The sequence below is a fragment of the Natrinema salaciae genome (assembly GCF_900110865.1).
GTDB lineage: Archaea > Halobacteriota > Halobacteria > Halobacteriales > Natrialbaceae > Natrinema > Natrinema salaciae.
The window spans coordinates 203,720-226,528 of record NZ_FOFD01000005.1; the positions used below are offsets into that span (position 1 = coordinate 203,720).

The following is a 22,809-nucleotide window of genomic DNA, read 5'->3' on the forward strand; positions in this document are numbered from 1 at the left end:
CCCCGCCAGAACTCTATATACTCTGATATTTTGCACGTCAAGTGGGATCGAACGGCACCCGATCGGTCAAAACGGGTCCCAGCCGGTGTAGATCACCGCGACACTCGCGACCAGCGAGAGCACGACGGGGATGAGCGTGAGTACTGCGACGACGTACGCCCCCGTCCCCGGTTCGAGAAAGAGAAAGGAAAATCCGAGCAGTAGCAGGAACAGGACATTAACGCCGAGAACGACTCGCGAAACGGACCGAAGGAATCCCATGCGAACTAGTTCTCCGAGACGCTCTTAAATCTTGATCTGTGGGACGGCGTGTCGACTGTTGCGGTCGGCGCTGGAACGGTCGTTAGCCCTTGTACTCCATACTCGCTTCGTCCGTCTTCGGGATGAGGTACAGCGCGTCCTCGGTCCCGTCGATGATACCGTCCGGCGCGTCGAGTTCCCAGCTATCGGCGTTGTAGGCGCCGGCGTCGGGCTGGAACATCGCTTCCATCTGCGGGACGTTCTGGTTCCACCACCACATGAGTTCCTTGTGGTACTGGTCCTCGTCGGTGACCTGCCACTGTCGGATGTGTTCTTCGACGCTGAAGGTCTTCGTGCCGTTGGATCCGTCGGGGTCGCCGACGGGCATCGGAATCTCTGCCTGGGGGTCGAAGTGCGTGATCGACTGGACCCAGTTCGGCACGAGGTCCAGCGCCCACAGCGCGCGGATACCGTTGGCGGACGAGCCGTCGGGCATCATGTCGTACTCGCCGTTCTGTCGGCGCTCGTCGAACGTCGCGTCGTCGACCTGCTCCTGTTTCGGCTCGATGCCGAAGTCCTTGAGGTTCTTCTTGAGAATATTCAAGTCCTTCCGCTCGGAGCCGTTCATGATATTGATCTCGAAGCGGTCGCCGCTCGGCGTGTACCACTCGCCGTCCTCTCGCGTGTAGCCCTCTTCCTCGAGGAGTTCGGTGGCACGCTCGGTGTCATTCTGGCCGTACTTGGTGAAGTCTTCGACCCAGTCCGCGGCGTCGTGGGTACCGCTCTCCAGGACGTTCCCCGGGACGCGACACGGCGGCCAGTCGAACAGCCGGTTGACGCCCTCGAGGACCCGGGTGACCTCCTGGCGGTCGAAGACGTGACAGACCGCCTTGCGGACGTTCACGCTCGAGAAGGGCGTGTCGTAGGAGACGTCGTGGCCGCAGTTGAACGTGAGCAGCTTGTTGGTCGAGAAGCTCTCCTTGATGAGCGTGTGCCCGTCGGGGAGCTGGCTCTTGACGTCGTCCTTCACGGGGAACTGGGTGTGTGCGGCGTCGACCTCGCCGTTGACGTAGGGCTGGGTCGGGTTGTTGTTCTGGTAAAGGTGGAACGAGTACTCGCTGAAGTTGATGTTGTCGGCGTTCGGGTGGTCCTCGTACTTCTCACAGATCATGACGTTGTCCCCGATGTCGGCGACCTGGAACGGACCGTTCCCGACCGCGTCCTCGAGCATCGGATACCCCTCCGTCGTTAGCTCGCTGAGGATGGACTCCATCTCGGAGTCGTCGGCGTCCCGGAGCCGCTGGTGCCAGTCACTCCACTGATCGTCGTCGTGTTTGGTGAAGATTCCACGGCTCTCGTCGCCCACGAGGTCGGCGGCGACGTTCTGGACCGCCACCGTCTCCGAGAGCGGGTCGTGGAGGGAGATCCGTGCCGTCTGTTCGTCGGGGGCCTCGGCGGACTCGATAAACTGGTGGGGTCGTGCCCCGTCCTCGGCCTGGTACTCCAGGATTTCCAGGGCCATCTGCAGTTGCATGACCCAGTCGTCGGCGACGAGTTGATCCCCGTTGTGCCAGGTCCACTCGTCGCTGAACGTCATCTCCAGGGTAGTGTCGTCGGCCATCTCCCAATCGGTCGCGATCAGGGGATAGACCGAGTCCTCCGCTGGACTGTACATGACGGGTCGATCGAAGATCAGCGCCCCCGGATGCCACGTCCCTCGCTGGGTCGGATTGAACGGGTTGCAGTGACGCTGGGATGGAAGCGTTCCGCTCGTCTCCGCGTCGAATACTCGAAACCGATCCGTGCTACTGCTGCCACCGAGACATCCCGCGACCAACGCAGTGCCGCCCGCTGCGCCGTATTTGATAATATCTCGACGACTATGTCTGCTGCACCGCCAGTTGTTACCCTCTGGCATACTCACTAGTGTTAGAAGATCCCATATATAGTTAACTATCCATCAGGACGTGATGGATCGAGGACGATTGCGGCTCGGGTCCCGCCGGTGGACTCCGCTGTAACCGCATGCGGGCTCGAGCATCCGTCTCGTTGGTACTGCCGGAACTGTCGTGGATGGGTCGCGGGTCGCGGGTCGCGGCCGATCCGTGGGCCTCGTGTCGCACTCGACAGCGTGCCGAAACGTTATAGCGGTCTTTCCCCAACGCTACGCTAACGGATGGACGATACCACTGTCATCGTCACTGGCTCGAGTACGGGAATCGGCAACGCAATCGCGACGCGCTTCGCTTCGGAGGGTGCGAACGTCGTCACGAACTCCCGGGACGCCGCTCGGGCCGAGGCCGCCGCCGAGGAGCTCACCGACGCGGGCGGTACGGCGATCGGAATCGGGGCGGACGTACGCGACCGTGACGACGTTCAGGCCCTCGTCGACGGGGCCGTCGAGGCGTTCGGCTCGCTCGACGTCATGGTGAACAACGCCGGTCACACCGTCGTCGATCCGGCTCTCGAGATGGATCCCGACGATTGGCGGCGCGTGATCGACGTCAACCTGACCGGCGTGTTTTTCGGGATGCAAGCCGCGGGTCAGCAGCTGGTCGAGCAGGGGACGGGCGGCCAGATAGTCACCATCAGCAGCATGATCGGCGAACAGGGGTTCGCACAGCGCGCACCGTACTGCGCCTCGAAAGCCGGCGTGAACAACCTGACTCGAGTCTTCGCGACCGAGTTAGCGGAGCACGATATTCACGTGAACGCGCTGGCTCCGGGGTTCGTCCGAACGGATATCACCGATCAGACGCAGGACGCCGCCGGCTACACCGACGACGACGTGCGACGGCGGACGCCGCTCGGTCGGTTCGGCACGATGGAGGAAATCGCGAACTGCGTGTGCTTCCTCGCGAGTGGCGATCACTATGTCACGGGAGCGGTCCTTCGCGCCGACGGTGGGTGGCTCGCCAACGCGTGGGGACCGGAGACGTGAGCCACTCGGCCCGGTCTCCGCTCGAGGGTGGGGTCGACTCGAGACGGATTACTCGAAGGCGGGGATGACTTCCTCGCCGAACAGGCGGATTTGCGCTTCGACGAGGTCCTTCGGCATTCCGGAGTGGTGAAACCGGAGCGTGAGGTGGTCGAGTGGGAAGCGGTCGCGAATCGACTCGATCTGCTCGACGATCTGCTCGGGCGTGCCGTAGATGAACCGGTCGTCGGCGAGCTCCTCGAAGTTCTCGACGGTGTCGGCGGTCATCAGCGGGTGTGAGAACTCGCCGCCGTACTCGTCGACGTAGGTGCGGTGGAGATACTCCTTGCGCTCCATCACTTCCGCCTCGGTCTCGGCGATGACTGCCTCGCGCATCAGGGGGTGTTCGATCTCGTCCCAGTTCTGTTCGCTGTCCTCGATGTGGTCGCGCTGTTTCTCCTTGCGGTCCTCGACGGCCTGCAAGTCCGCGACCACGCCGGGGACCCAGGCGTCGCTGAACGTGACCGACCGGGCGATCTGTTTGTCGCCCCAGCCGCCGACCCAGAGATCGGGACGTGGTTCCTGGACCGTCGACGGGAGCGGCTGCCACTCCGTGACTTCGAAGAACGGACACTCGAAGGAAATCGGCTCGTCCGCGGAGAGGAACTCGTCGAGGAAGCGCAGCCCCTCGATCATGCGCCCTGCGCGCTCGTCCATCGGTACGTCGAAGGCGTCGAACTCCTCCTCGACGTATCCGAGTCCGACGCCGAGCGTGAGCCGGCCGTCGGAGATGTTGTCGAGCATCGCCGCACGCTGTGCGACGTGCAGCGGATGGTACAACGGCAAGATCAACACCGACGTGACGAGCTCGAGCTCCTCCGTCGCGGTTCCGATACTGGTCAGGCGGGTCAGCGGCGACGGCCAGTAGTTGTCGCCCTCGGTCGCCTGGTGGTCGTTGACCCAGCAGGATTCGAACCCGACCTCCTCGGCCAGTTGACACTGCTCGACGACACCGGTCCATCGACTACCGCCCTCGATGGGGAAGATTCCGAATTTCATGCGCTACGGACCGAACGTCAACTCCGCTACTACTTACGTTTTTGCGTTAGTTCCGGCGACGGGACGCGTCTCGGGGTCGCTGGACCGGGTCGCTTCGGAACCGAAACCGGCCGCAGCGGGCTCGAGCGGTCGAACCCGTTGCAGCGCGTCAGCCGGTGCGGCCGTCAGATCCGCCGGAGCAGCTCGAGGACGTCCGTGAACCCGACCCGATCGTTCTCATCGAAGTCGAACCGCTCGGGATTGTCCTGCACGCCCTCGGACTCGAGGTTGTCGAAGAGAGCGTTGACGTCGCTGTGAGTGGTCTTGCCGTCCCCATCGATGTCGTTGTACAGCCCGTCGCCCGTCGTGTCCTGGGCCTCGTACTGGCCGACCGCGATCGCGTCGTCGCTGGTGCCGTCGTCGCCGGTGCTGTCGTCGCCGGCCGGTGCCTCGCCCGTGACGCTCCCGGACACATCGACGTCGCCGACGTCCTGGTTGTCGGTCAGTGTCAGACCGGACCAGCTATCGAACTCGGCGGTCGTCAGCGTGCCGGACGCGTGGCTCGTGACGGCGAGGCCGACGTGGACGTTCGTGGCGAGCGACAGCGACACCGACGCGAGGAGGGTCCAGTTCTGGCCGTTGTCCGAGCCGTACGCCCGGAGCGTGTCGCCCTCGCGGACGAGTCGCTGCCAGGCGTGGTCGGTCGTCCCACCGTCGACTTCGCTCTCGCTCTCGCCGGCGTCGGAGGTGAGACTCGTCGACTCCGCGCCCGTGGTGGGACGCCACTGGACGGATGTCGAGTCCGGCCGTCGCCGGATCATCAGGTTCGCGGCGTCGGCGTCGAGCGACTCGCGAACCATCAGCCCCGCCTTGGCGTACGCGTCGGTGTTCTCGAGCGCGTCGACGCGGACGGCGACGTCGAAGTCGCCGGTCGTGGCGCCGTAGTAGTAATGGAACTCGTCGGACGCGTTCCAGATGTCCTCGCCGCCGCCCTCGACCGTGATGGGGCCGGCGCCGCCGGTCCGATCCTCGTCGGCGCTCTCGGTCGACGCGGTGACCGTCGCCGTCTCGGACTCGTTGCCCGCGGCGTCGATCGCCCTGACGCCGATCTCGTAGTCGACGCCGCTCTCGAGGCCGCCGAGACGCGTCGACGTCGCGTCCGGCTTGACGGACGTCCGCTGCTGCCCGTCCACGAGGACGTTGTACCGCCAGATCCCGGAGCCGCCCGCGTCGGTGGATGCCTCCCAGTCGATTTCGATCGAGGAGAGGGTACTGTCCGTGACGGTGAGTCCGGACGGCGTCGTCGGCGCTTCCGTGTCGCTCTGCCCGGTGTCGTAATCGGGTTCGACCTGGGCCGCCATCTCGTCGAGCCACTGGCGCAGGCCGCTGTCCGGCACGTCGAGGGTGCGCGTCGTGCCGCCGTGGTCGGGGTAGCCGCCGGCTTCCGCCGCGCTGTCGGGAATGTCGGAGAATCCGGCGTTGTCCCGGTTGGGATCGACGTCCAGACTCCCCCAGCGATCCTCGATCTGCTGGACGATCTTCGCCTCCTGATCGATCCGCTCGGCGGGACGGGCGCCCGCGTTGGCCAGATTGTGGGCTTCGGTCTGGCTCGCAGGCAAGGCCTCCAGCCCGCTCGGCCACAGGGGCGGCGAGTCCAGTTCCGTACCGACGTCCGAGAACGGCCGCCCGTTCAGGGGCGGATCGGCGACGTAGTTGTCGTCCATGTGGACGCTGCCGTCGCCGAAGACGATCGGGTCGCGGAAGCTGAAGCGGTGGATGTAGGCGTTGCCGACGACGGCCGCCTCCGCGCCCTCGGAGATCCAGATGGCCTTGTCGTGATAGAAGTTCAGGCCGTTGACGACGACGGTCTCGGTATCCGGCTTCAGCCGCGGGTTACGATCGTTGTTCTTCGCGTAGACTGTCCCCAGGATGGCGACGTTCTTCGCGCCGTCGCCGACGAGCGTCCCGTTGGAGTTCTCCTCGGGGTCCTCGAGGCCCTCCGCGATCATACAGTTCGCGAGGGTTGTATCGGTCGAGTCGTAGCCGACCGAGAGGTTCTCGTCGCGGCCCCAGAACGCCGTACAGTGGTTGAAAATGACGTTTTCGGTGCCGTCGGAGCTGTTCATCGGGTCCGTCCCTTCGCCACCGCTCTGATCGCCCCGGAGACAGCGAACGTGCTCCATGACGACGTTGTCGGCATCGATCTGAACGAAGCCGTCGATGAACGTGACGCCGGGCGAGGGCGCAGTCTGGCCCGCAACCCAGCAGTTCGGTTCCGAGATCTCGAGCGTCTGGCTGTCGAGGTCGAGCACCCCGCTCTCCTCGAAGACGATCAGGCGCGGGCCCGCCGTCTCGAACGCCTGTTGGATGGGTTCGTAGGCCAGATCCGAGATCGTGATGACCTCGACGTCGTCGTCGAACCAGTCCGTGTCGGCGAACCCGTCCTCCGGCGCGAAGTGCGATCCCCTGGTTCCGCCGTCGGTCGAATCCTCCTCGTCGGTCGTCACGGTCGTCGTTGCGGCGTCGGACTCGTTGCCCGCCTCGTCGACCGCGCGAACGGCGACGTCGTAGGTCGTCTCCGGTTCGAGATCCGAGACCGTCGCGGACGTGGTGTCGGCGGGGACCTGCTGGCTGCGGTCGTCGACGGAGACGACGTAATGTGAGAGTCCGGAGCCGCCCGAGTCGCTGGCCCCGTCCCAGTCAAGGTCCACGCTCGAGGCCGTCTGGTCGGGCGACTGGACGTTCGATGGCGGCGATGGCGCCGTCGTGTCGTCCTCGGTGCCGTCGCCGGGATCGACGTTTCCGTCCCCGGCCTCGACTTGCGCCGCCCACTCCATCAGCCACTCGCGCAGGCCGCTGCTCGGCGGGCTCAGCGAGTGGGTGTTCTCGGGGAGTTCAGGGTAGCCGCCGACCGCATCGGGATTCGGGACCCAGTAGTCGTACGGCGAATCGAGCCGGTCGTTGCCGGCTCGATCCTCGATCTCCTGGACGATTCGCCGGTCGTGTTCGGTCCGGTCGGCCGGCCGCGCACCCGCGTTGGTCAGGTTGTGGGACTCGACCTCCGAGGACGGCATCGGCTCGAGGCCGTCGGGCCACAGCGGCGGCGAGCCGACGGTGCTCGGTTCGACGAAGTCGACGTCGGAATCGAGCGCTGGGTCCGCCGTGACGTTGTCTTCGCCGTAGACCGTCCCGCTCCCCTCGACGATTTGCTCGCCCGTCGCCGCGGTACCCGTGTACTTGTTGCCGACCCACGCCGTCACCGCGGAGCTGTCGGTGTTCGACGCCTCGTCGAAGAAGTACGTGAAGTTGTTGACGACGACGCTGCGCGTGTCGCTTTTGAGCCGCGGGATGCGGTTTCGGGCCTTCGACCAAATGTTTCCGAGCAGCGCGACGCGGTCCGCGCCGTCACCGACCAGCGTACAGTAGTTGTGGTCGGAGCCGTCGCCGTAGGGATCGTACAGCCCCTCGTAGATGAGACAGTTGGCGTACGTCGTGCGGTCGGTGTCGTAGCCGACGGACATACACTCGTCGGTCCCCCACGAGGCCGTGACGTGGTCGACGACGTTGTTCGTCGTCTCGTCTGCCGTATTGAACGCGTCGTTGCCCTGAATGTTGCCGTCCGAACCCGGCCCGATCCGCGACCGGATGTGCTGGACGACGCAGTTGCTAGCATCGACCTGGACCATCCCCCTGGTGAAGGTGATCCCGGGCGAGGGCGCGGTCTGGCCCGCCACCCAGCAGTTGTCCTCCGTAATCTGTAGCGTCTCGCCGCCGAGGTCGATCGTGCCGCTGGTCTCGAAGACGACCACGCGCGGGCCGCTGGCGTGGAACGCCTCCTCGAGCGCCTCGCGCGTCGGCTCCGTGACGGTGAGGACCTGCACGTCTTCTTCCTCGAGCCAGGACGTGTCGGCGAAGCCGTCGTCCAGGCCGAAGTGCGCGCTCGAGGCCGCACCGACCGTTCCGGTCATCGCCGAGCCGCCGAATCCGCCGAGGATTGCCCCGGCACCGGCGGCTTTCACGAACGAGCGTCGATGCAAGTTCGCGTCTACGGTGCTGTGCTCGTGTTCGTCCTCGTCGATCGATGGACGCTGTTCGGATCGGCTATTGTGTTCTCGTGTCATAGTAGTGTCTTGCTTCGCGGATCGTCAGACGAGTCGTCGACGGCCGACTTCGCTGGCCACCTGCTGCGCTCTCGGTCCTATGGCCCTGCCGTCCGAGGGAGGAAACCGAATTCGATCGCCGTTGGCAGCGCACCGCCGGAAAGCGGTGTGGTGAGTCGGTATCGTCCGGATCATCCCTGCCTCGTCGGCGAGCGACTGCCGATCGCGATGGCCTCGTCGGTGCACTCGAGGCCCAGGTCTCGACCGTTCCGTCGCTGACGACCGCCGTATCGCAACAGCGGCCGTGGGAATCGGGATGGTCGGTCGCGTCGCCGCTGTCGAGAGAAATCGGTGCTGCCGCTACAGTGGCCGCGCCCGGCCCCGCGATCGGTGAATCGCGATCCGCCGCACCGATCGCCCGAGTCGATTCGCAGCCATCTCGTCTCGTCATCATCCACGACATCTTACTATTTACCCGTCAGTAAATAAATTTATCTTAGCTCTATTTATGTTAACTAATAACCACTAACGGCTATGTTGATAGGACACTGCTGCGAGCGGCGAACGACGCGGCACACTCGATCGATCGCACACTGTACGCGGCGCTGATCGTGAACGCAGGCAGGTGTCGATAGCCGCCGTTGGCTGCGTTCATCTCGTTCCGATCGTATCGTCGTAACGTTGAATAGTCGACTGTGCACACACCGAGTGAATGCGAATCACGAGCTACGACCTCTACGCGGTGCCGCCGCGGTGGCAGTTCCTCAAACTCGAGACGAGCGACGGCCGCGTCGGCTGGGGCGAAGTCTACACCAAGTGGCACTTCGCGGGCGATAGCGAACCGGCAACCCGTAACGCGGTCGACCAGCTGCTGCACCAGTACGTTCTCGGCGAGGACCCGAGTCGCATCGAGTACCTCTGGCAGGCGATGTACCGCAGCAGCTTCTATCGGGGCGGTCCGGTCCACATGAGCGCGATCGCGGGCATCGACGAGGCGCTGTGGGATCTGAAGGGGAAGGCGGCCGGCATGCCGGTCTACGACCTGCTGGGCGGGGCCGCGCGCGACCGTGTCCGGCTCTACCAGCACGTCAGGGCACACAGTGGCGACGACGTCGCCGATCCCGCCGCTGCGGCGGCGACGGAGGCCCGAGAGCACGTCGAGGCGGGATACACCGCCGTCAAACTGATCCCGACGGCCGGACTCGAGCTCATCGATACGCCGGCGGCCGTCGAACGCGCACGCGAGATCGTCGGTGCCGTTCGCGACGCCGTCGGCCCCGACGTCGACGTCGCGCTGGACTTCCACGGGCGCACCTCGAAGGCGATGGCTCGCCGACTGGCGGCCGCGCTCGAAGAATTTCAGCCGATGTTCGTCGAGGAGCCCGTGACGCCGGAACACGACCACGCGCTCCCGCGGATCGCCGAGGCGACGTCGATCCCGATCGCGACGGGCGAACGGCTCTACGCGAGGGACGAGTTCCGCCCGCTTCTCGAGGCGAACGCGGTCGACGTCGTCCAGCCGGACGTCTCGAGCGCCGGCGGGATCACCGAAACGAAAAAAATCGCCGACATGGCCGAGACGTACGACGTCGCGATCGCCCCGCACTGCCCCATCGGTCCGCTAGCGCTGGCTGCCTCGCTGCACGTCGACGCGGTTGCGCCGAACGCCCTGATCCAGGAGCAGGTTGTCGTCGGCGACGGCGACGCGATGCGATACGTCGAGAACGACGAGCTCTTCGAGCCGACCGACGGCGCTCTCGAGCTGCCCGACGGCCCCGGGATCGGGGTCGAGATCGATGCGGACCGCGTTCGCGAACTCGCGGGAACGGCGCTTGGATTCGACCGTTCGCCGGGCCACCGCGCCGACGGGAGCGTCGGCGAGCGCTGACCGGCGCGGCGACGAGCTGTTTCTCCAGCCCGCCCGTCGAACCGGAGCCGGAACCTCGTGCGTGGTCGGGTTCCCGCCCGTATCCTCAGTTTCCCTTGACGGGCCGTGAGTGAACGCGGGGCGCGACGAGGAGCGCGCCCACTCGAACGGGTAGCCGTTGCCGGACTGCTACCGAGCCCTGCCGACGGGACACCGGGCGGGATCGTCGGTTACGGCGAGCTGGCGTTCGGGTCCTCGACGGCCAGCGCCCACTGCTCGACCCAGTCGCGCAGGCCGCTGCTCGGCGGGCTCAGCGAGTGGGTGTTCTCCGGCAGGCTCGGGTAGCCGCCGACGTCGTTGTGATCGGCGATCCAGTAGTCGTACGGCGAATCGAGGTACGCGTCACCGTCTCTGCCTTCGATCTCGCTGACGATTCTCGAGTCGTTGTCGGTCCGGTCCGCCGGTCGCGCCCCGGCGTAGGCGAGGTTGTGGCTTTCCACGCTTCCGGCGTCCATCGTTTCGAGTCCGCTCGGCCAGAGCGGCCGACTCGACAGTTCGCTGGTCCCGCCGGTCAGCGGCGTCGAACTGGGGTCCGTGACGTTGTCCTCGAGGAAGGCGTTGCCGCCCTCGATCGGCGTGTCTTCGACGTCCTGTGGGATGTAGAGGTTGCCGACGATCGAGGCGTCCGAGTCCCCGTCCATGGCGGTCGCCTCGTTGAAGAAGTACATCACGTTGTTGGCGACGACGCTACGCGTGCCGCCTTTCAATCGGGGGACGCGTGCTCGAATCTTCCCCCAGACGTTGCCTGCCAGCGTGACGTTCTCGGCGCCGTCGCCGATCAGCGAACCGTAGTTGTGGTCGGAGCCGTCGCCGTAGGGATCGTACAGCCCCTCGTAGACGAGGCAGTTGGTGACGGTGGTGTCGTTCGTGTCGTATCCCACCGAGAGACACTCGTCGACTCCCCACGAGGCAGTGACGTGGTCGACGACGTTGTTCGTCGTGTCGTCGGCCGTGTTCAGCGAGTCGTTGCCCTGAATGTCCCCGTCAGAGCCGGGCCCGATCCGCGAGCGAATGTGCTGGACGACGCAGTCGTTCGCGTCGATCTGGACCATGCCCTTGATGAAGGTAATACCGGGCGACGGCGCGGTCTGGCCCGCCACCCAGCAGTTGTCCTCCGTAATCTGTAGCGTCTCCCCGCCGAGATCGATCGTGCCGCTGGTCTCGAAGACCACCAGCCGTGGACCGCTGGTCTGGAAAGCGTCCTCGACGGCGCTGCGGGTCGGTTCGGTCACTTTGATGACCTGGACGCTGTCGTCGAACCACGAGGTGTCGGCGAAGCCGTCGTCGAGACCGAACTCCGACGTGGTGCCGCTGTTACCGCCGTCACCGCCATCGCCGCCGCCGTCGCCGCCGTCGCCCGAGAGCTTCTCGAGGTCGAAGCGCTGGTTGTCGCCGCCGTTGTCCTCCCAGGTGAGGACGTCGGCACCGTCGTCGGTCGACTTACCTTCGACGTCCACGACCTTCCCGGTGTGGACGTTTGTGATGCTGTACTGGCCGTTGCTATCCTGGGTGACCTCCCAGCGCTGCCAGTCGACGTTGGCCCATCCGTACTGGATGCACGAGGTGCCGTTCCCGTTACCGGTCCCCTCGATGTCCAGTACCTTGCCGCTGTGGACGTTGACGATTCGATAGACGTTCCCCGAGAGGTGTTCGAACCGCCAGCGCTGGTTGTCGCCGCCGTTCCAGGAGTACTGCTGGACGTTCGCGCCGTTTTCGGTGGATTTGGCCGCCAGATCCAGTGCCTTCCCGCTGTGGACCGGCGTGATGCGGTAGATTGCGCCGTCCTCGACGCCGGCGGCGTCGGCCGCCGCCGATCCAGCCGCACCGCCGAGCGCACCGAGGGCAATTCCTGTCGATCCGATCGCTTTCTTCAAGTATGCTCTTCGTGAGTGTGTCATAGCCAAACACCACCAACGACTATTGCTTCATTCATATTAAAACTTTATACCATGATAAATATGGTAAAATATGCGTATATAAAATTTACAATTTCAATATATTCTCCGATTTCAATATGCGCGGCAACCATCTATCAGGCCGACACTACGACCGCCGCAGCTACCGGCCGGGTCGGCTCTCGGCACCCGTTCTCGAGATCGGTCTGTTGCCCGCCGGCTTTCACCGTCGGCCCGTCCTCACGGCGGCAGTGGAGACGAGGGAATCGACGAGCGTTCGCTCGACGGCGGTCGTCGATTCAGTGGTCGTCCTCGAGCGGTTCGATTGGCTCGACGTCCGTGTAGACTGCCTGCGAACCCTCGGTGGGTGCGGCCCAGTCGACGGCGTTGTCCAGCACCCGTCGGATCTCGTCCTGGAAGAAGATGGGGTACTCCTCGTGGCCGGGCCGGAACGCGAAGATCCGCCCGCGACCGCGGCGATAACAGAGGCCCGAGCGGAACACCTCGCCGCCCTCGAACCACGAGATGAACACGGTTCGGTCGGGTTCCGGGATCGCGTAGGGCTCGCCGTACATCTCCGTCGAGGGAACGTCGAACGACTCCTCGAGGCCGTCGGCGATCGGATGGCCGGGGTCGGCGACCCAGATCCGTTCGGTCTCGCCGCCGTGGCGGTACTTGATGTTACACGTCGTCCCCATCAGGCGTTTGAACGGCTTCGAGTTCTTCCCGGAGTGGATCGGCACGAACCCCATCCCTTCGTGAACGCGATCGACGACCCGGTCTGCCACCTCGTCGCTCACCTCGTCGTTCGCACAGTGGGACCACCACAGAAGGACGTCGGTGTCCGTGAGAACTGCCTCGGTCAGCCCGTGTTCCGGCTCCTGCAGCGTCGCCGTTCTGACCGTCCGTCCGTCGCCGGCGACCGCGTCCGCGATCGCCCCGTGGATCCCGTCGGGATACCGTTCGGCGACCGCCGGCTGTTCTCGTTCGTGAACATTTTCGTTCCAGACTGTGACCGCTACTGTCATGTCCGGCTCGTTTCCGGTGGGTCGACATAAGTCCTCCGTCCGCGAGAGTGCCGGGTGCCGGTACTCGAGACGACTCGCCTGCACACTCCCGTCCGTCCCCACCCTCGAAGCGGCGGCTCCAGTCGGGCTGTCGGCCGCGGCTGAGACGACACGATGAGGCGGCGGTTACAGTCGATCGAGGTCCTCGAGTATCCGGCGGAGCTCCTCGCGTTCCTCGTGATCGATCTGCTCCTGTGGCGGCAGGACGGTGTCGTGCTCGAAGACGCCTTGCATCTTGAGCGCGGCTTTCGTGCGGGCTCGATAGCGCCCTTCGGGCTCGCCGAAGATGTGGTTGGTCAGCGGCAGCAACTGCTCGCGGATTTCGCGGGCGCGCTCCATGTCGTCGGTGTGGACTGCGCGGATCTTCTCGACGTGGAGGTCCGGCACGAGGTTCGCGTAGCCGATGAGGCCGGTCTCCGCCCCGAGCTGGTAGGCGTGTAGAAGGAACGTGTCGTTCCCGGTCATGATCGTGCACTGATCTCGAAGGTGATCGACCGCACGGATCGTCCGGTCGTAGCGGATGGGATCGAAGGAAGCCTCCTTGAACGCGATGACGTGTGGCAGCTTGCAGATCTCGACGTGGGCGCTGATCGGCAGCCCGGGACTCCCCCACGTCGGGAACTGGAAGTTGATCAGCGGTACGTCGACGGTTTCGCCGACGTACTCGAAGTGGTTGATCGCCTCCTGGGGTATCCGATGGGAGTAGACGTCCAGCGGCAGCAGCATGACGCCGTCCGCACCGGCCGCTTTCGCGGTCTCGGCTAGCTTGGCTGCCTCGATGGAGCTCTCGCCGTAGACGCCGGCGAATACGGGAGTGTCGCCGGCCGCCTCGACGTGGGTCTCGACGACCGTACGGTAGGTCTCCTCGTCCTGCATCTTCGTCTCGCCGGTGTGAGCGTTGGCGATCACGGCGTCGATGCCGTCGACGGAAACCAGCTCGTCGACGTGTCGGCGAAGGTCGTCGGTGGCCAGTTCGTAGTCGGGCGTCCACGGGTTCGCCGTCGCGGGGATGATCCCTCCGGAAATCCGTTCCTTGAGGTCGCGAAACTCGTCTTTCAGCATGTCCGACTGAAAAGAGACGATCGTCCAGTAAAAACGTTCGGTTCGTCACGGTACCGAGCCGCGTCTCACGGATCGACGTCCCCACCTGCTCGTGCCACACTCGTTCCCCAGACGGGAATATCACATGCAGATGGGCGCAACCCATATTACAGTAGTATGGATGTCAAATAGGGGTGTGTGAGTTAATACCGCGGATCGGCCGCTCGAAACGCAGACGGTAGTATCGACGAAAGGTGGCCTGAAACGGCTCGTGGGGCCCGGTACCGGCCGATTCGCGAGAGTCAAATCTCGAGTACGGCGGTTTTGTGCGGGCACTGAATCGGTCCCCGGTACGCCGTCGTCGACTGCAAAACGGCCTCGTTCCGGGTAGCGTGTCTGCCCGATCGGAGAGACGAGGGCCGTTGCGGACGACTGCCGATATTCCATTCGGCCTTCGCGAACGCCATGGTTACCGGCAATCCCGCCAGCCAGAGCGGTCTCGACGGTTCGATCGACGGAGTTGCCGTCAATCCGAACGGGATTCAGCCGTCTCGACGACCCCTTCCCGACTCCCTCGACGTTCCCGTAACGGGAACAAATAGTTCCTCTCGTCGTACTGATACCGAATTCCTCGGCGGCGTCCGTCGAGCGATCACCACCTCGCGACGAGTTCCGGCAGCGGTGTCGATACCTGGACCCGCTCGCTCGAGCGTCTGAGCGCCGGAACCGGGTCCGTCGCCCGCGGGCGACGGCTTTCGTGTCTGTCACTCGGATAGTTTATACGTCCGGCCGAAAATAGGCCGGGTATGGATATCGCCGATGTGAGCGGGTACGCTCTGTCCTCACCGATCGATCCGGTTCAGAACCGCGCGTTTTTCGGCGGCGTGCGACGGCTCCACAAGCGAGACGTCGTGCTCGTCGTCGTGGAAACCCGCGACGGTCGTCGCGGATTCGCGACGGCGGGCGCCAGCAGCTCCGCGATGCGCGAGTACTTCGAGGGCGACTCGCAGGGGACGTTCGCCGACGTCGTCGACGACTCCGTCGCCGATGCCCTCGAGGGCGAATCGATCGACGAAATCGCCGACGCTCACGAATTGATCGCCCAACTGCCCCTTCCCGCCCACCTCCGGACGGAAGCGATCTCGGCCGTCGACGTCGCGCTGTACGATCTCCGGGGGAAGGAACTCGGTGCGCCAATCTACGAGCTGTTGGCCGACGAGTACGGAACCGAGCCGACGACCGAACTGCCGCTGTACGCCAGCGCCGGGATGTACATGGAGCCGGCGGGCTACGTCGAGCAGGCCGCCGTCCTCGAGGAACAGGGCTTTTTCGGCTACAAGTACCGGCCCGGGATCGGTCCCGACGGCGACCGCCGGACTGTCGACCTGCTCACCGACGCGGCCGACGACATCGAGATCATGCTCGACGTTCACACGTGGTGGAAACTCCGCGATTCCTACGGTCGCGATACCGTCTCCGACCTGGTCGACCACGCGGCCGAACGGGGCGTCTACTGGATCGAGGAACCGGTCGCCCCCGACGACTACGCGGGGTACGCCGAGCTGGCCGAGTCCGGTGCTCCGTTGGCCGGCGGAGAGAGCGAATCGTCGCCGGCCGGGCTGGTCGAGTTGGCCGAGACGGGCGCGGTCGACTTCCTGCAGGGGGATGTCCGGCACCACGAGGGCTTTACCGGCTGTCGGGACGCGATCGAGTTCTGTGACGGCCGAGACGTCGAGTTCGTCCCGCACAACTTCGGCACGTGGGTTGGGCTACAGGCCAACGCCCATCTCGTCGCCGCGGCACCGGACGTCAGTCTGCTCGAGTACCCCGTCTTCGAAGACGATCCGGCGCTCCCCGACGCGGAGACCGATCCCGGCATGTATCCCTTCGATCTCGCCTTCGAGATCATCGAGGGACAGCCGGCCATCGACGACGGACACATGACCGTCTCCGACGTGCCCGGGCTCGGCGTCGACATCGACCTCGACGTTCGCGAGGACTACCCGTTCGTCGACGGCCCGTGGACGGCGTTTCACTACGACGAGTAGCCGATCCGAGACGTTCCGCTCGCTTGCTCGCTCGCAACGGCCCGTCTCCTGTCGCCGAGTCAGGTCGTTTTCCCCAGCGCCGTCGTCCGGAGTCGCTCGTAGTACTCCTCGAGACGCGCCGCGTCGTCGTCGTCGAGGTCGACCAGCGGGTCGCGGACCGCGCCACCCGTGTACCCCGCGAGGTCCATGCCGTACTTGACGACGGGGACGTTGTTCGCGGCCGGTAGCGTCCCCGTCCCGGACTCCTCCCGGAGGTCCTCGATCGGACGGAGCAGCCGCTGGATCGAGCGGGCCCGCTCCCAGTCCTCGTTCTCGACGGCGTCGAACAGTGCCAACGTCGCCGCCGGCGCGAAGTTGCCGAGGCCGGTGGTGTACCCCGCCGCGCCCTCGAGAGCGAACGCGAGGGCGTACCGCTCGGCGATCCCGTTGACCCAGGTTACGTCGCCGGGCGCGTCCGCGACGGTCTGGGAGAATTCCGCGATGTCGTCGACCGCGAACTTCACGGCGACGACATTCTCGCGCTCGCTCAGTTCGCAGATCACGTCCCGGGTGATCTCGGGGCCGCGCTTGTAGACGACCACGCCGAGGTCGGTCGCGTCGCAGATCCGGTGATAGTAGCTACGCAGTCCGTCCTCGTGGGCGTAGGTGTGGTCGGGGTGCATCACCATGACGGCGTCCGCACCGGCGTCCGCGTAGGCGTCGGCGAGCCGCCTGACCTCCTCGAGGCTGCCGCCGACACCGCCGGCGATCGTCGCGCCGTCGCCGGTCGCCTCGACGTGGGTCCGAACGATCCGGGTTCGCTCCTCGTCGGTGAGCGCGTAGTACTCGCCGGTGTTGCCACAGGCGATGAACAGGCGAGCGCCGGCGTCGTACTGCCTCGCGAGGTTGTCGGCGAGTTCGTCGACCAACACGTCGCATCCGTCGTCGCTGAACGGGACGGCGGTCGTGAACGCGACGTCCCGAAAGCTCTCTCTGAGGGTGGCTCGAGCCATGTCGTGGCCCATACTACGACGAACTGCCGTGATAAATGTACCTCACCGACGCCCGGCAGACGGGGCGGTGGGGCTCCGCGAGGGAACGCCCAGTTGCGGCCACGAGACCCGTCAGCGCGGCCGCCGTTTCCGCGATCGTGGCCGGGCGCTTCGGGAAGCGCATCGACGAGCGTGAGCGGCGCTGCCAGCCTCTCGTCTCGCACCGAGGTCAACGCAAGCTATATTGGTCACGAGTCTGTCGGCTTTGCCATGGAGATCACGGACATTCAGACGATTCCGCTCGCTCACTCGGTACCCGAGGGGCAGGGGCTCGGCGATGCCCGGGGGTTCGGCACCGACCGCGGAACGACGCTCGTTCGACTCGAGACCGACGACGGGACCGTGGGCTGGGGCGAGGCGTTCGCGCCGGGGCCGATCGCGACGGCGACGGTCGAGGAGCTGTTCGCCGATGCCGTCGTCGGCATGGACCCGTTCGCGGTCGAATCGCTGGCCGAGACGGCCTACACTGACCCGTATCACTTCGGCGGCGACGTGTTCGTCCAGAGCGCCGTCAGCGCGATCGACGTCGCCTGCTGGGACATTATCGGTAAGTCGGTCGGACGGCCGGTTCACCGGCTACTCGGCGGCACACACTGCGAGGAACTGACACCCTACGCCTCGACGATGTACTTCACCGAGGTGGACCGGCCGATCGACGAACCGATTCGCGAGGCCGTCGCAGCCGGGTTTTCCGCCGCGAAGATCAAGATCGGCTCCGGCCTCGAGGCGGACGTCGAACGCGTCCGTACGGCCCGGGAGATTCTGGGCGACGACGCCGACCTGATGGTGGATATGAACGGCAACTACCGTCCGCATCAGGCCCTCAGGTCGGCTCGCGCGATCGCCGAGTACGACGTGGCCTGGATCGAGGAGCCCGTTCCGCCGGAGAACGAGTCCGGATACCGCGAACTGCGCGAGAAGGTCGACGTGCCGATCGCGGCCGGCGAAGCGCACTACGGCCGCTTCGCGTTCAAGCGACTGATCGACGACCGGGCGGTCGATATCGTCCAGCCGAACCTCGGGCGCTGTGGCGGCCTCTCGGAGGCGCGATTGATCGCCGGCATGGCGTCGACCGAGAACGTGGCCGTCAGGCCCCACGTCTGGAACAGCGCCGTCGGGATGGCCGCTGCGATCCAGTTCGCTGCGAGCGTGTCGAACTATCCACACACGCGGCACGTCCCCGAGCCGATGCTGCTCGAGTTCGACCGCAGCGAGAATCCGCTCCGGAGCGAGCTGCTGGAGACGCCGTTCGACCCGTCCGGCGGCACGATCGACGTTCCCCAGGAGCCGGGGTTGGGAATCGAGATCGACCGCGACGCGCTGGAACGGTACCGCGCCGATTGACCGCCGACCAGCCGTCGCCGCTCGTCCGACCGGCGGTCGTCCGGAGGTAGCTTTATGTGACTTCCTTCCGAGATGATACGTATGGAGCGAGGACTCGTCGTCATCGACGATACGGACATCCACGGAGAACTGCTCGCCGAGGCCGCCGAATTCGCACGGAACGGGAACGCCGAACTGGTCGTCCTCGCGTGGACGACCCCCGACACGGCCGAGGAGAGCGTCGAGGCGCTCGAGTGGGTCGAGCAAATGGAGGGGACGACCTTCGACGAAACCGATCCGGCCGCGATGACGCGGCAGTTCGCTCGGGAGTTCAGCGAGAACGTGATCGGGGACGTCGACGTCGATACCGAGATCGAGGCGATCATCACCGAGGAGGGTGAGCGCGACGACGCGATCCTTGCGGCGGCCGATCGTCTGAACTGTGATCACGTCTTCCTCGTGGGCCACAAGCGATCGCCGACCGGCAAGGCCATCTTCGGCGATGTCGCTCAGCGGGTCCTGCTGAACTTCGACGGTCCAGTGACCGTCACGATGCAGTGATGGTACGAGAGACCGATATTTTGATGGTGAACCCGCGAGGGCTAGACGCATGGACGTGCTAGTGACTGGCGCGTACGGCCGGTGTGGAACCGCGATCATCGACCACCTCCACGACGACGATCGATACGAATTCACGTACTACAACCGATCGGGGCGGGCGGACGACGACCCCTACGGCGGGTACGAAACCGTCGTCGGTGACATCGCGGACTACGACACCCTCCGTGAGGCCTGCGAGGGGATGGACGCCATCGTTCACCTCGCGGCGTATCCGTACACCGACGGGGAGTGGTCCGACATCTTCGAGCCGAACGTCCTCGGGATGTACAACGTCCTCGAGGCCGCTCGCGAGGCCGAGGTGGAGTCGATCGTTTTCGGGTCGACCAACCACGTGATGGGGATGTACGAACTCGAGAACGCCCCCGAAATCTACGAGCGCGACCACGACCTCGTCGTCGACCACACCGACCCCGTCCGACCCGACTCCTACTACGGTGCGTCCAAGAGTTTCGGCGAGGATCTGGGCCGGTACTACGTCGAGGGCTATGAGTTCCCGACGCAGTTCTACGCGCTCCGGATCTGCAGCGTCCGGAGCGAGGAGTACGACCATCCCTACGGCGACGCCGAGATCGGCGTCGCGGCGGGCGAGTGGGAGCGTGGCAGCGACGAGTACGACGAGCAGGTCGCGCGGATGAAAGCCACGTGGCAGTCCCGCCGGGATTTCGCCCACCAGATCGACTGCTGTCTGCAGGACGACAGCGTCGCGTTCGATATCTTCAGCGGCGTCAGCGACAACCGCCGGCGCTGGTACGACCTCGAGCACGCTCGCGCGCGGATCGGGTACGATCCGCAGGACGACGGCGAGGAGTGGACCGCGCCGCCGGAGTAACGCCGCTCACAGCGAGTGCAGGGACCACCCCACGTGGACGGACCGTCGTCTCCGCGGCTGGCGAACCGAACTGACCGCCGAGCCGGTGCCGAACCGAAATCGAAGCGGATCGCTACGGGGCGACGGCGACCGTCTAGTAGTTCATGTAGACCGTCTTCGTCGAGGTGAAGAAGTCGAGGCCGGCGTCGCCCTGTTCGCGGTAGGTGTCCGTCGAGGAGTCCTTGTACCCGCCGAAGGGGACGTGGAGTTCGAGACCGGTCGTCTTTTCGTTGACCTTCGCGACGCCGGCCTCGACGGTCTCGGCGAACTCGTTGGCCTCGGCGAGATCCTGCGTGACGATGCTCGCGGAGAGGCCGTAATCGATGTCGTTGGCGACTTCGAGGCCCTCCTCGAAGCTGCCGACCCGCAGCACCGCCAGTACGGGACCGAAGACTTCCTCCTGTGCGATGCGCATGTCGTTGGTCACGTCCGAGAAGACCGTCGGCTCGACGAAGTAGCCGTCGTCGTACTGCCCGTCGGTGAGCCGCTCGCCGCCGGTCTCGAGGGTCGCGCCGTCTTCCTCGGCGGCGATCTCGACGTACTCGAGGGTGCCCTCGAGTTCGCTGTTCGTGACGTGGGGGCCCATGTCGGCGTTCTCGACGCCGGGAGCGATCTCGATCGACTCGGCGTAGTCGGTGATCCCCGCGACGAACTCGTCGTAGACGTCCTCGTGGACGATCGCCCTGGAACAGGCCGTACAGGCCTGTCCGGTGACGCCGAACGCCCCGGCACCGACGATATCGACCGCCTCGTCGACGTCGGCGCTGGGCATGACGACCGTCGGGTTCTTCCCGCCCATCTCACACTGGACGCGTTTGAGGTCGTCCGTGGCGTCACGTGCGACGGCGGTGCCGACTGCCGTGCTCCCGGTAAAGGAGACGGCGTCGACGCCCTCGTGGTCGGTCAGCGGCGCACCGACCGCGCTCCCGGAACCGGCGACGAAGTTGGCGACGCCGGCGGGCAGCCCCGCGTCGTCGAGCGCCTCGATCAACTTCCACGCGACGGTCGGGGCCGCCGAAGCGGGTTTGAGGACAGCCGTGTTGCCAGCCGCCAGCGCGGGGGCGAGTTTCCAGGCCGGGATCGCGATTGGGTAGTTCCACGGCGTGATCAGCCCGACGGTTCCCAGCGGCTCGCGTTTCGTATAGAGGGTCGTGTCCGTGCCGCTGGACGACTTGACGGTGCCGCCGAGGTCGCTGGCTTTCTGCGCGTAGTAGCGGAAGATGTCGATCGCCCGCTGGACTTCGCCGCCGGCCTCGTCGAGTGTCTTGCCTTCCTCGCGCGTGAGTGTCTCGGTGAGCTCGTCTTTCTGTGCTTCGAGGCGCTGAGCCGCCTCCTCGAGGATCGTTCCCCGTTTTGGACCGGGCGTCGACGCCCACTCGTCCTCGGCGGCGACCGCAGCCTCGATCGCCGCTTCGGCGTCTTCGGTGGTCGACGACTGGAACTCGGCGACGACCTCGTCGGTGTTCGCGGGGTTCAGTACCTCGAACGTATCTCCGGAACGCGATTCGACCCACTCTCCGTCGACGTAGTTGCGGTGCGCTATTGGCATTCGAACTAATCGTTTTGTGTTTCACTTTACGTAGATTGCGATTCCGGCAAGACTAACGTCGGCGACGGCGTCGGCGTCGGGTTCTTGGCGAGCCGATACCGGCGACCGAGACGCCGCTCGAGGCCGTCGGTTTCGAACGTGGGGAACCCGAACTAATTTATACGATTGTGACGAACCGACGTGCTAATGGGTTCCACGCAGCGAACGGACGATCCGGATACGATGTCTCGAGTGCGCAACACGATTTCTCGAGCGCGAGAAACGGGCGTCGAACCGGTTCTCGACGTTCTCGAGCCGGTATTCGACGCGCTCGAGCCGGTTTACGGGCCGATCCTCGACTCCGTACTGTTGAAGCTCGCGACGGCAGGAACGGCATTGATCGCACTCGGCGCGATTCTGAACGAGGGGGTCTGGGCGGCGATCATCGCCGTCTGGGGGGCCGGATTGCTGCTCGCCGGCCTGGTGCTCTACGGCCTCGTCTGGTGGCGACGGAACTGACTGCTCTCCCGGTACCGATCAGCGCACGTCGACCGCCGCGTTCGGGCGCGATTCTCTCGTCCAGTTCCATCGGCCGCGTTGCGGACACGCAAGCGACGCGAGCGTCAGCGGCGCACGAGCCGGGATACGTTCCGTTCGCCCGGTCGTCGCTCGAGCGAGAGTCCCGATAGCTTTCGGATCGTCACCTCGCCGAGCACGTTGACCTCACAGCCCGCCTCCAGATGGCCGCCGACGGTCCGCTCGCCGTCGAACGCAGTCACGTGGAGGTGCGGCTCGCCGTCCGCGATGACGCCGTTGATGTCGGTGACCTCCCACGCACGCTCCAGTTCGAGGTCGACGTTCCGGTCGACCTGGTCGTCGGGAAGGTTCGTTCGGTCGACGTAGTGGATGTTCAAATTGCTGACCGTCCCGATGCCGGTGACGACCGTCCCGGTGTCGACGTCGTGATCCTCGCAGGCCTGCGCTATCGACTCGAGAACCATGTCTCCTCGGTCGAGACGAATGATTACGTGTCCGTCGTCGGATTCGAACGATTCCATGTCGGCTCGTGGCACGGCCATCGGAATAAATCCTGATGCCGCGGCAGGTGGGGATCGTTCCAGTACTGCATCGTCCCGCGTTCCCGCTGGCATCACTTTCATGTCGT

At 65.4% G+C, this 22,809-nt stretch carries 17 protein-coding genes; 7 read left to right on the top strand and 10 right to left on the bottom strand.

The annotated features are described in order from the left end of the window. Positions 1-66: 66 nt before the first annotated feature. Both BMX07_RS17680 and BMX07_RS17685 read right to left on the bottom strand, forming a co-directional pair. Entirely contained in the window at positions 67-261 is a 195-nt protein-coding gene (locus tag BMX07_RS17680; RefSeq protein ID WP_090620424.1) for a hypothetical protein, read from the bottom strand. 82 nt (positions 262-343) lie between these two features. Next, on the bottom strand, positions 344-2,158 hold the full coding sequence (locus BMX07_RS17685) for an ABC transporter substrate-binding protein (RefSeq protein WP_090620426.1): 1,815 nt from the start codon (positions 2,156-2,158) through the stop codon (positions 344-346). A gap of 258 nt (positions 2,159-2,416) precedes the next feature. Here BMX07_RS17685 and BMX07_RS17690 point away from each other — a divergent pair, with 258 nt between their 5' ends. Further along, positions 2,417-3,181: an SDR family NAD(P)-dependent oxidoreductase gene (locus BMX07_RS17690; RefSeq protein ID WP_090620428.1), complete on the top strand. Its 765-nt coding sequence runs from the start codon at positions 2,417-2,419 to the stop codon at positions 3,179-3,181. A 48-nt stretch (positions 3,182-3,229) separates the two neighbouring features. On the opposite strand, the gene BMX07_RS17695 is transcribed toward BMX07_RS17690, so the two are convergent. Continuing rightward, on the bottom strand, positions 3,230-4,216 hold the full coding sequence (locus BMX07_RS17695; RefSeq protein ID WP_090620430.1) for an LLM class flavin-dependent oxidoreductase: 987 nt from the start codon (positions 4,214-4,216) through the stop codon (positions 3,230-3,232). Between the two features lie 164 nt (positions 4,217-4,380). Further along, a complete protein-coding gene (locus BMX07_RS17700; protein WP_394328398.1) occupies positions 4,381-8,163 on the bottom strand; it encodes a fibronectin type III domain-containing protein in 3,783 nt (1,260 codons plus the stop codon). A gap of 844 nt (positions 8,164-9,007) precedes the next feature. On the opposite strand from BMX07_RS17700, the gene dgoD reads away from it, so the two are divergent. Further along, the gene (dgoD, locus tag BMX07_RS17705) at positions 9,008-10,183 is read left to right on the top strand and encodes a galactonate dehydratase (RefSeq protein WP_090620433.1); all 1,176 of its coding nucleotides are present in this window, start codon (positions 9,008-9,010) and stop codon (positions 10,181-10,183) included. A gap of 209 nt (positions 10,184-10,392) precedes the next feature. Here dgoD and BMX07_RS17710 read toward each other — a convergent pair whose 3' ends face one another. The 3 genes from BMX07_RS17710 to BMX07_RS17720 all read right to left on the bottom strand — a co-directional run bounded on the left by BMX07_RS17710 (position 10,393) and on the right by BMX07_RS17720 (position 14,246). Then, positions 10,393-12,120 carry an RICIN domain-containing protein gene (locus BMX07_RS17710; protein WP_090620435.1) on the bottom strand — a complete coding sequence of 576 codons (1,728 nt, stop codon included), beginning with the start codon at positions 12,118-12,120 and terminating at the stop codon, positions 10,393-10,395. A gap of 296 nt (positions 12,121-12,416) precedes the next feature. After that, positions 12,417-13,145 (bottom strand): ThuA domain-containing protein, encoded by a 729-nt coding sequence (locus tag BMX07_RS17715; RefSeq protein ID WP_090620706.1) that lies wholly within the window; start codon positions 13,143-13,145, stop codon positions 12,417-12,419. A 165-nt stretch (positions 13,146-13,310) separates the two neighbouring features. Then, a complete protein-coding gene (locus tag BMX07_RS17720) occupies positions 13,311-14,246 on the bottom strand; it encodes a dihydrodipicolinate synthase family protein (RefSeq protein WP_090620437.1) in 936 nt (311 codons plus the stop codon). 785 nt (positions 14,247-15,031) lie between these two features. Between BMX07_RS17720 and BMX07_RS17725 the strand changes: the two genes are divergently transcribed. Then, positions 15,032-16,273 (top strand): mandelate racemase/muconate lactonizing enzyme family protein, encoded by a 1,242-nt coding sequence (locus BMX07_RS17725; RefSeq protein WP_090620439.1) that lies wholly within the window; start codon positions 15,032-15,034, stop codon positions 16,271-16,273. Between the two features lie 59 nt (positions 16,274-16,332). Here BMX07_RS17725 and BMX07_RS17730 read toward each other — a convergent pair whose 3' ends face one another. After that, the gene (locus tag BMX07_RS17730; RefSeq protein WP_090620708.1) at positions 16,333-17,265 is read right to left on the bottom strand and encodes a dihydrodipicolinate synthase family protein; all 933 of its coding nucleotides are present in this window, start codon (positions 17,263-17,265) and stop codon (positions 16,333-16,335) included. A 249-nt stretch (positions 17,266-17,514) separates the two neighbouring features. Between BMX07_RS17730 and BMX07_RS17735 the strand changes: the two genes are divergently transcribed. The 3 genes from BMX07_RS17735 to BMX07_RS17745 all read left to right on the top strand — a co-directional run bounded on the left by BMX07_RS17735 (position 17,515) and on the right by BMX07_RS17745 (position 20,077). Further along, the gene (locus tag BMX07_RS17735) at positions 17,515-18,648 is read left to right on the top strand and encodes a mandelate racemase/muconate lactonizing enzyme family protein (protein WP_090620442.1); all 1,134 of its coding nucleotides are present in this window, start codon (positions 17,515-17,517) and stop codon (positions 18,646-18,648) included. Between the two features lie 81 nt (positions 18,649-18,729). After that, positions 18,730-19,188: a universal stress protein gene (locus tag BMX07_RS17740; RefSeq protein ID WP_090620444.1), complete on the top strand. Its 459-nt coding sequence runs from the start codon at positions 18,730-18,732 to the stop codon at positions 19,186-19,188. Positions 19,189-19,237: 49 nt separating this feature from the next. Then, positions 19,238-20,077 (top strand): NAD-dependent epimerase/dehydratase family protein, encoded by an 840-nt coding sequence (locus BMX07_RS17745; protein WP_090620446.1) that lies wholly within the window; start codon positions 19,238-19,240, stop codon positions 20,075-20,077. Between the two features lie 133 nt (positions 20,078-20,210). On the opposite strand, the gene xacF is transcribed toward BMX07_RS17745, so the two are convergent. Beyond that, positions 20,211-21,665, bottom strand: coding sequence for a 2,5-dioxovalerate dehydrogenase (xacF, locus tag BMX07_RS17750; protein ID WP_090620448.1), 1,455 nt, complete (start codon positions 21,663-21,665; stop codon positions 20,211-20,213). 186 nt (positions 21,666-21,851) lie between these two features. On the opposite strand from xacF, the gene BMX07_RS17755 reads away from it, so the two are divergent. Then, positions 21,852-22,163: a hypothetical protein gene (locus tag BMX07_RS17755; RefSeq protein ID WP_090620451.1), complete on the top strand. Its 312-nt coding sequence runs from the start codon at positions 21,852-21,854 to the stop codon at positions 22,161-22,163. A 104-nt stretch (positions 22,164-22,267) separates the two neighbouring features. Here BMX07_RS17755 and BMX07_RS17760 read toward each other — a convergent pair whose 3' ends face one another. Next, the gene (locus BMX07_RS17760) at positions 22,268-22,702 is read right to left on the bottom strand and encodes a PPC domain-containing DNA-binding protein (RefSeq protein WP_090620710.1); all 435 of its coding nucleotides are present in this window, start codon (positions 22,700-22,702) and stop codon (positions 22,268-22,270) included. Between the last annotated feature and the right edge of the window lie 107 nt (positions 22,703-22,809).

What these genes read in the sequence shown, in the direction of transcription:
- BMX07_RS17680 (WP_090620424.1), bottom strand. Translation starts at nt 261, where the DNA reads ATGGGATTCCTTCGGTCCGTTTCGCGAGTCGTTCTCGGCGTTAATGTC.
- BMX07_RS17685 (WP_090620426.1), bottom strand. Translation starts at nt 2,158, where the DNA reads ATGCCAGAGGGTAACAACTGGCGGTGCAGCAGACATAGTCGTCGAGAT.
- BMX07_RS17690 (WP_090620428.1), top strand. Translation starts at nt 2,417, where the DNA reads ATGGACGATACCACTGTCATCGTCACTGGCTCGAGTACGGGAATCGGC.
- BMX07_RS17695 (WP_090620430.1), bottom strand. Translation starts at nt 4,216, where the DNA reads ATGAAATTCGGAATCTTCCCCATCGAGGGCGGTAGTCGATGGACCGGT.
- BMX07_RS17700 (WP_394328398.1), bottom strand. Translation starts at nt 8,163, where the DNA reads ATGACCGGAACGGTCGGTGCGGCCTCGAGCGCGCACTTCGGCCTGGAC.
- dgoD (WP_090620433.1), top strand. Translation starts at nt 9,008, where the DNA reads ATGCGAATCACGAGCTACGACCTCTACGCGGTGCCGCCGCGGTGGCAG.
- BMX07_RS17710 (WP_090620435.1), bottom strand. Translation starts at nt 12,120, where the DNA reads ATGACACACTCACGAAGAGCATACTTGAAGAAAGCGATCGGATCGACA.
- BMX07_RS17715 (WP_090620706.1), bottom strand. Translation starts at nt 13,145, where the DNA reads ATGACAGTAGCGGTCACAGTCTGGAACGAAAATGTTCACGAACGAGAA.
- BMX07_RS17720 (WP_090620437.1), bottom strand. Translation starts at nt 14,246, where the DNA reads ATGCTGAAAGACGAGTTTCGCGACCTCAAGGAACGGATTTCCGGAGGG.
- BMX07_RS17725 (WP_090620439.1), top strand. Translation starts at nt 15,032, where the DNA reads ATGGATATCGCCGATGTGAGCGGGTACGCTCTGTCCTCACCGATCGAT.
- BMX07_RS17730 (WP_090620708.1), bottom strand. Translation starts at nt 17,265, where the DNA reads ATGGCTCGAGCCACCCTCAGAGAGAGCTTTCGGGACGTCGCGTTCACG.
- BMX07_RS17735 (WP_090620442.1), top strand. Translation starts at nt 17,515, where the DNA reads ATGGAGATCACGGACATTCAGACGATTCCGCTCGCTCACTCGGTACCC.
- BMX07_RS17740 (WP_090620444.1), top strand. Translation starts at nt 18,730, where the DNA reads ATGGAGCGAGGACTCGTCGTCATCGACGATACGGACATCCACGGAGAA.
- BMX07_RS17745 (WP_090620446.1), top strand. Translation starts at nt 19,238, where the DNA reads ATGGACGTGCTAGTGACTGGCGCGTACGGCCGGTGTGGAACCGCGATC.
- xacF (WP_090620448.1), bottom strand. Translation starts at nt 21,665, where the DNA reads ATGCCAATAGCGCACCGCAACTACGTCGACGGAGAGTGGGTCGAATCG.
- BMX07_RS17755 (WP_090620451.1), top strand. Translation starts at nt 21,852, where the DNA reads ATGGGTTCCACGCAGCGAACGGACGATCCGGATACGATGTCTCGAGTG.
- BMX07_RS17760 (WP_090620710.1), bottom strand. Translation starts at nt 22,702, where the DNA reads ATGGAATCGTTCGAATCCGACGACGGACACGTAATCATTCGTCTCGAC.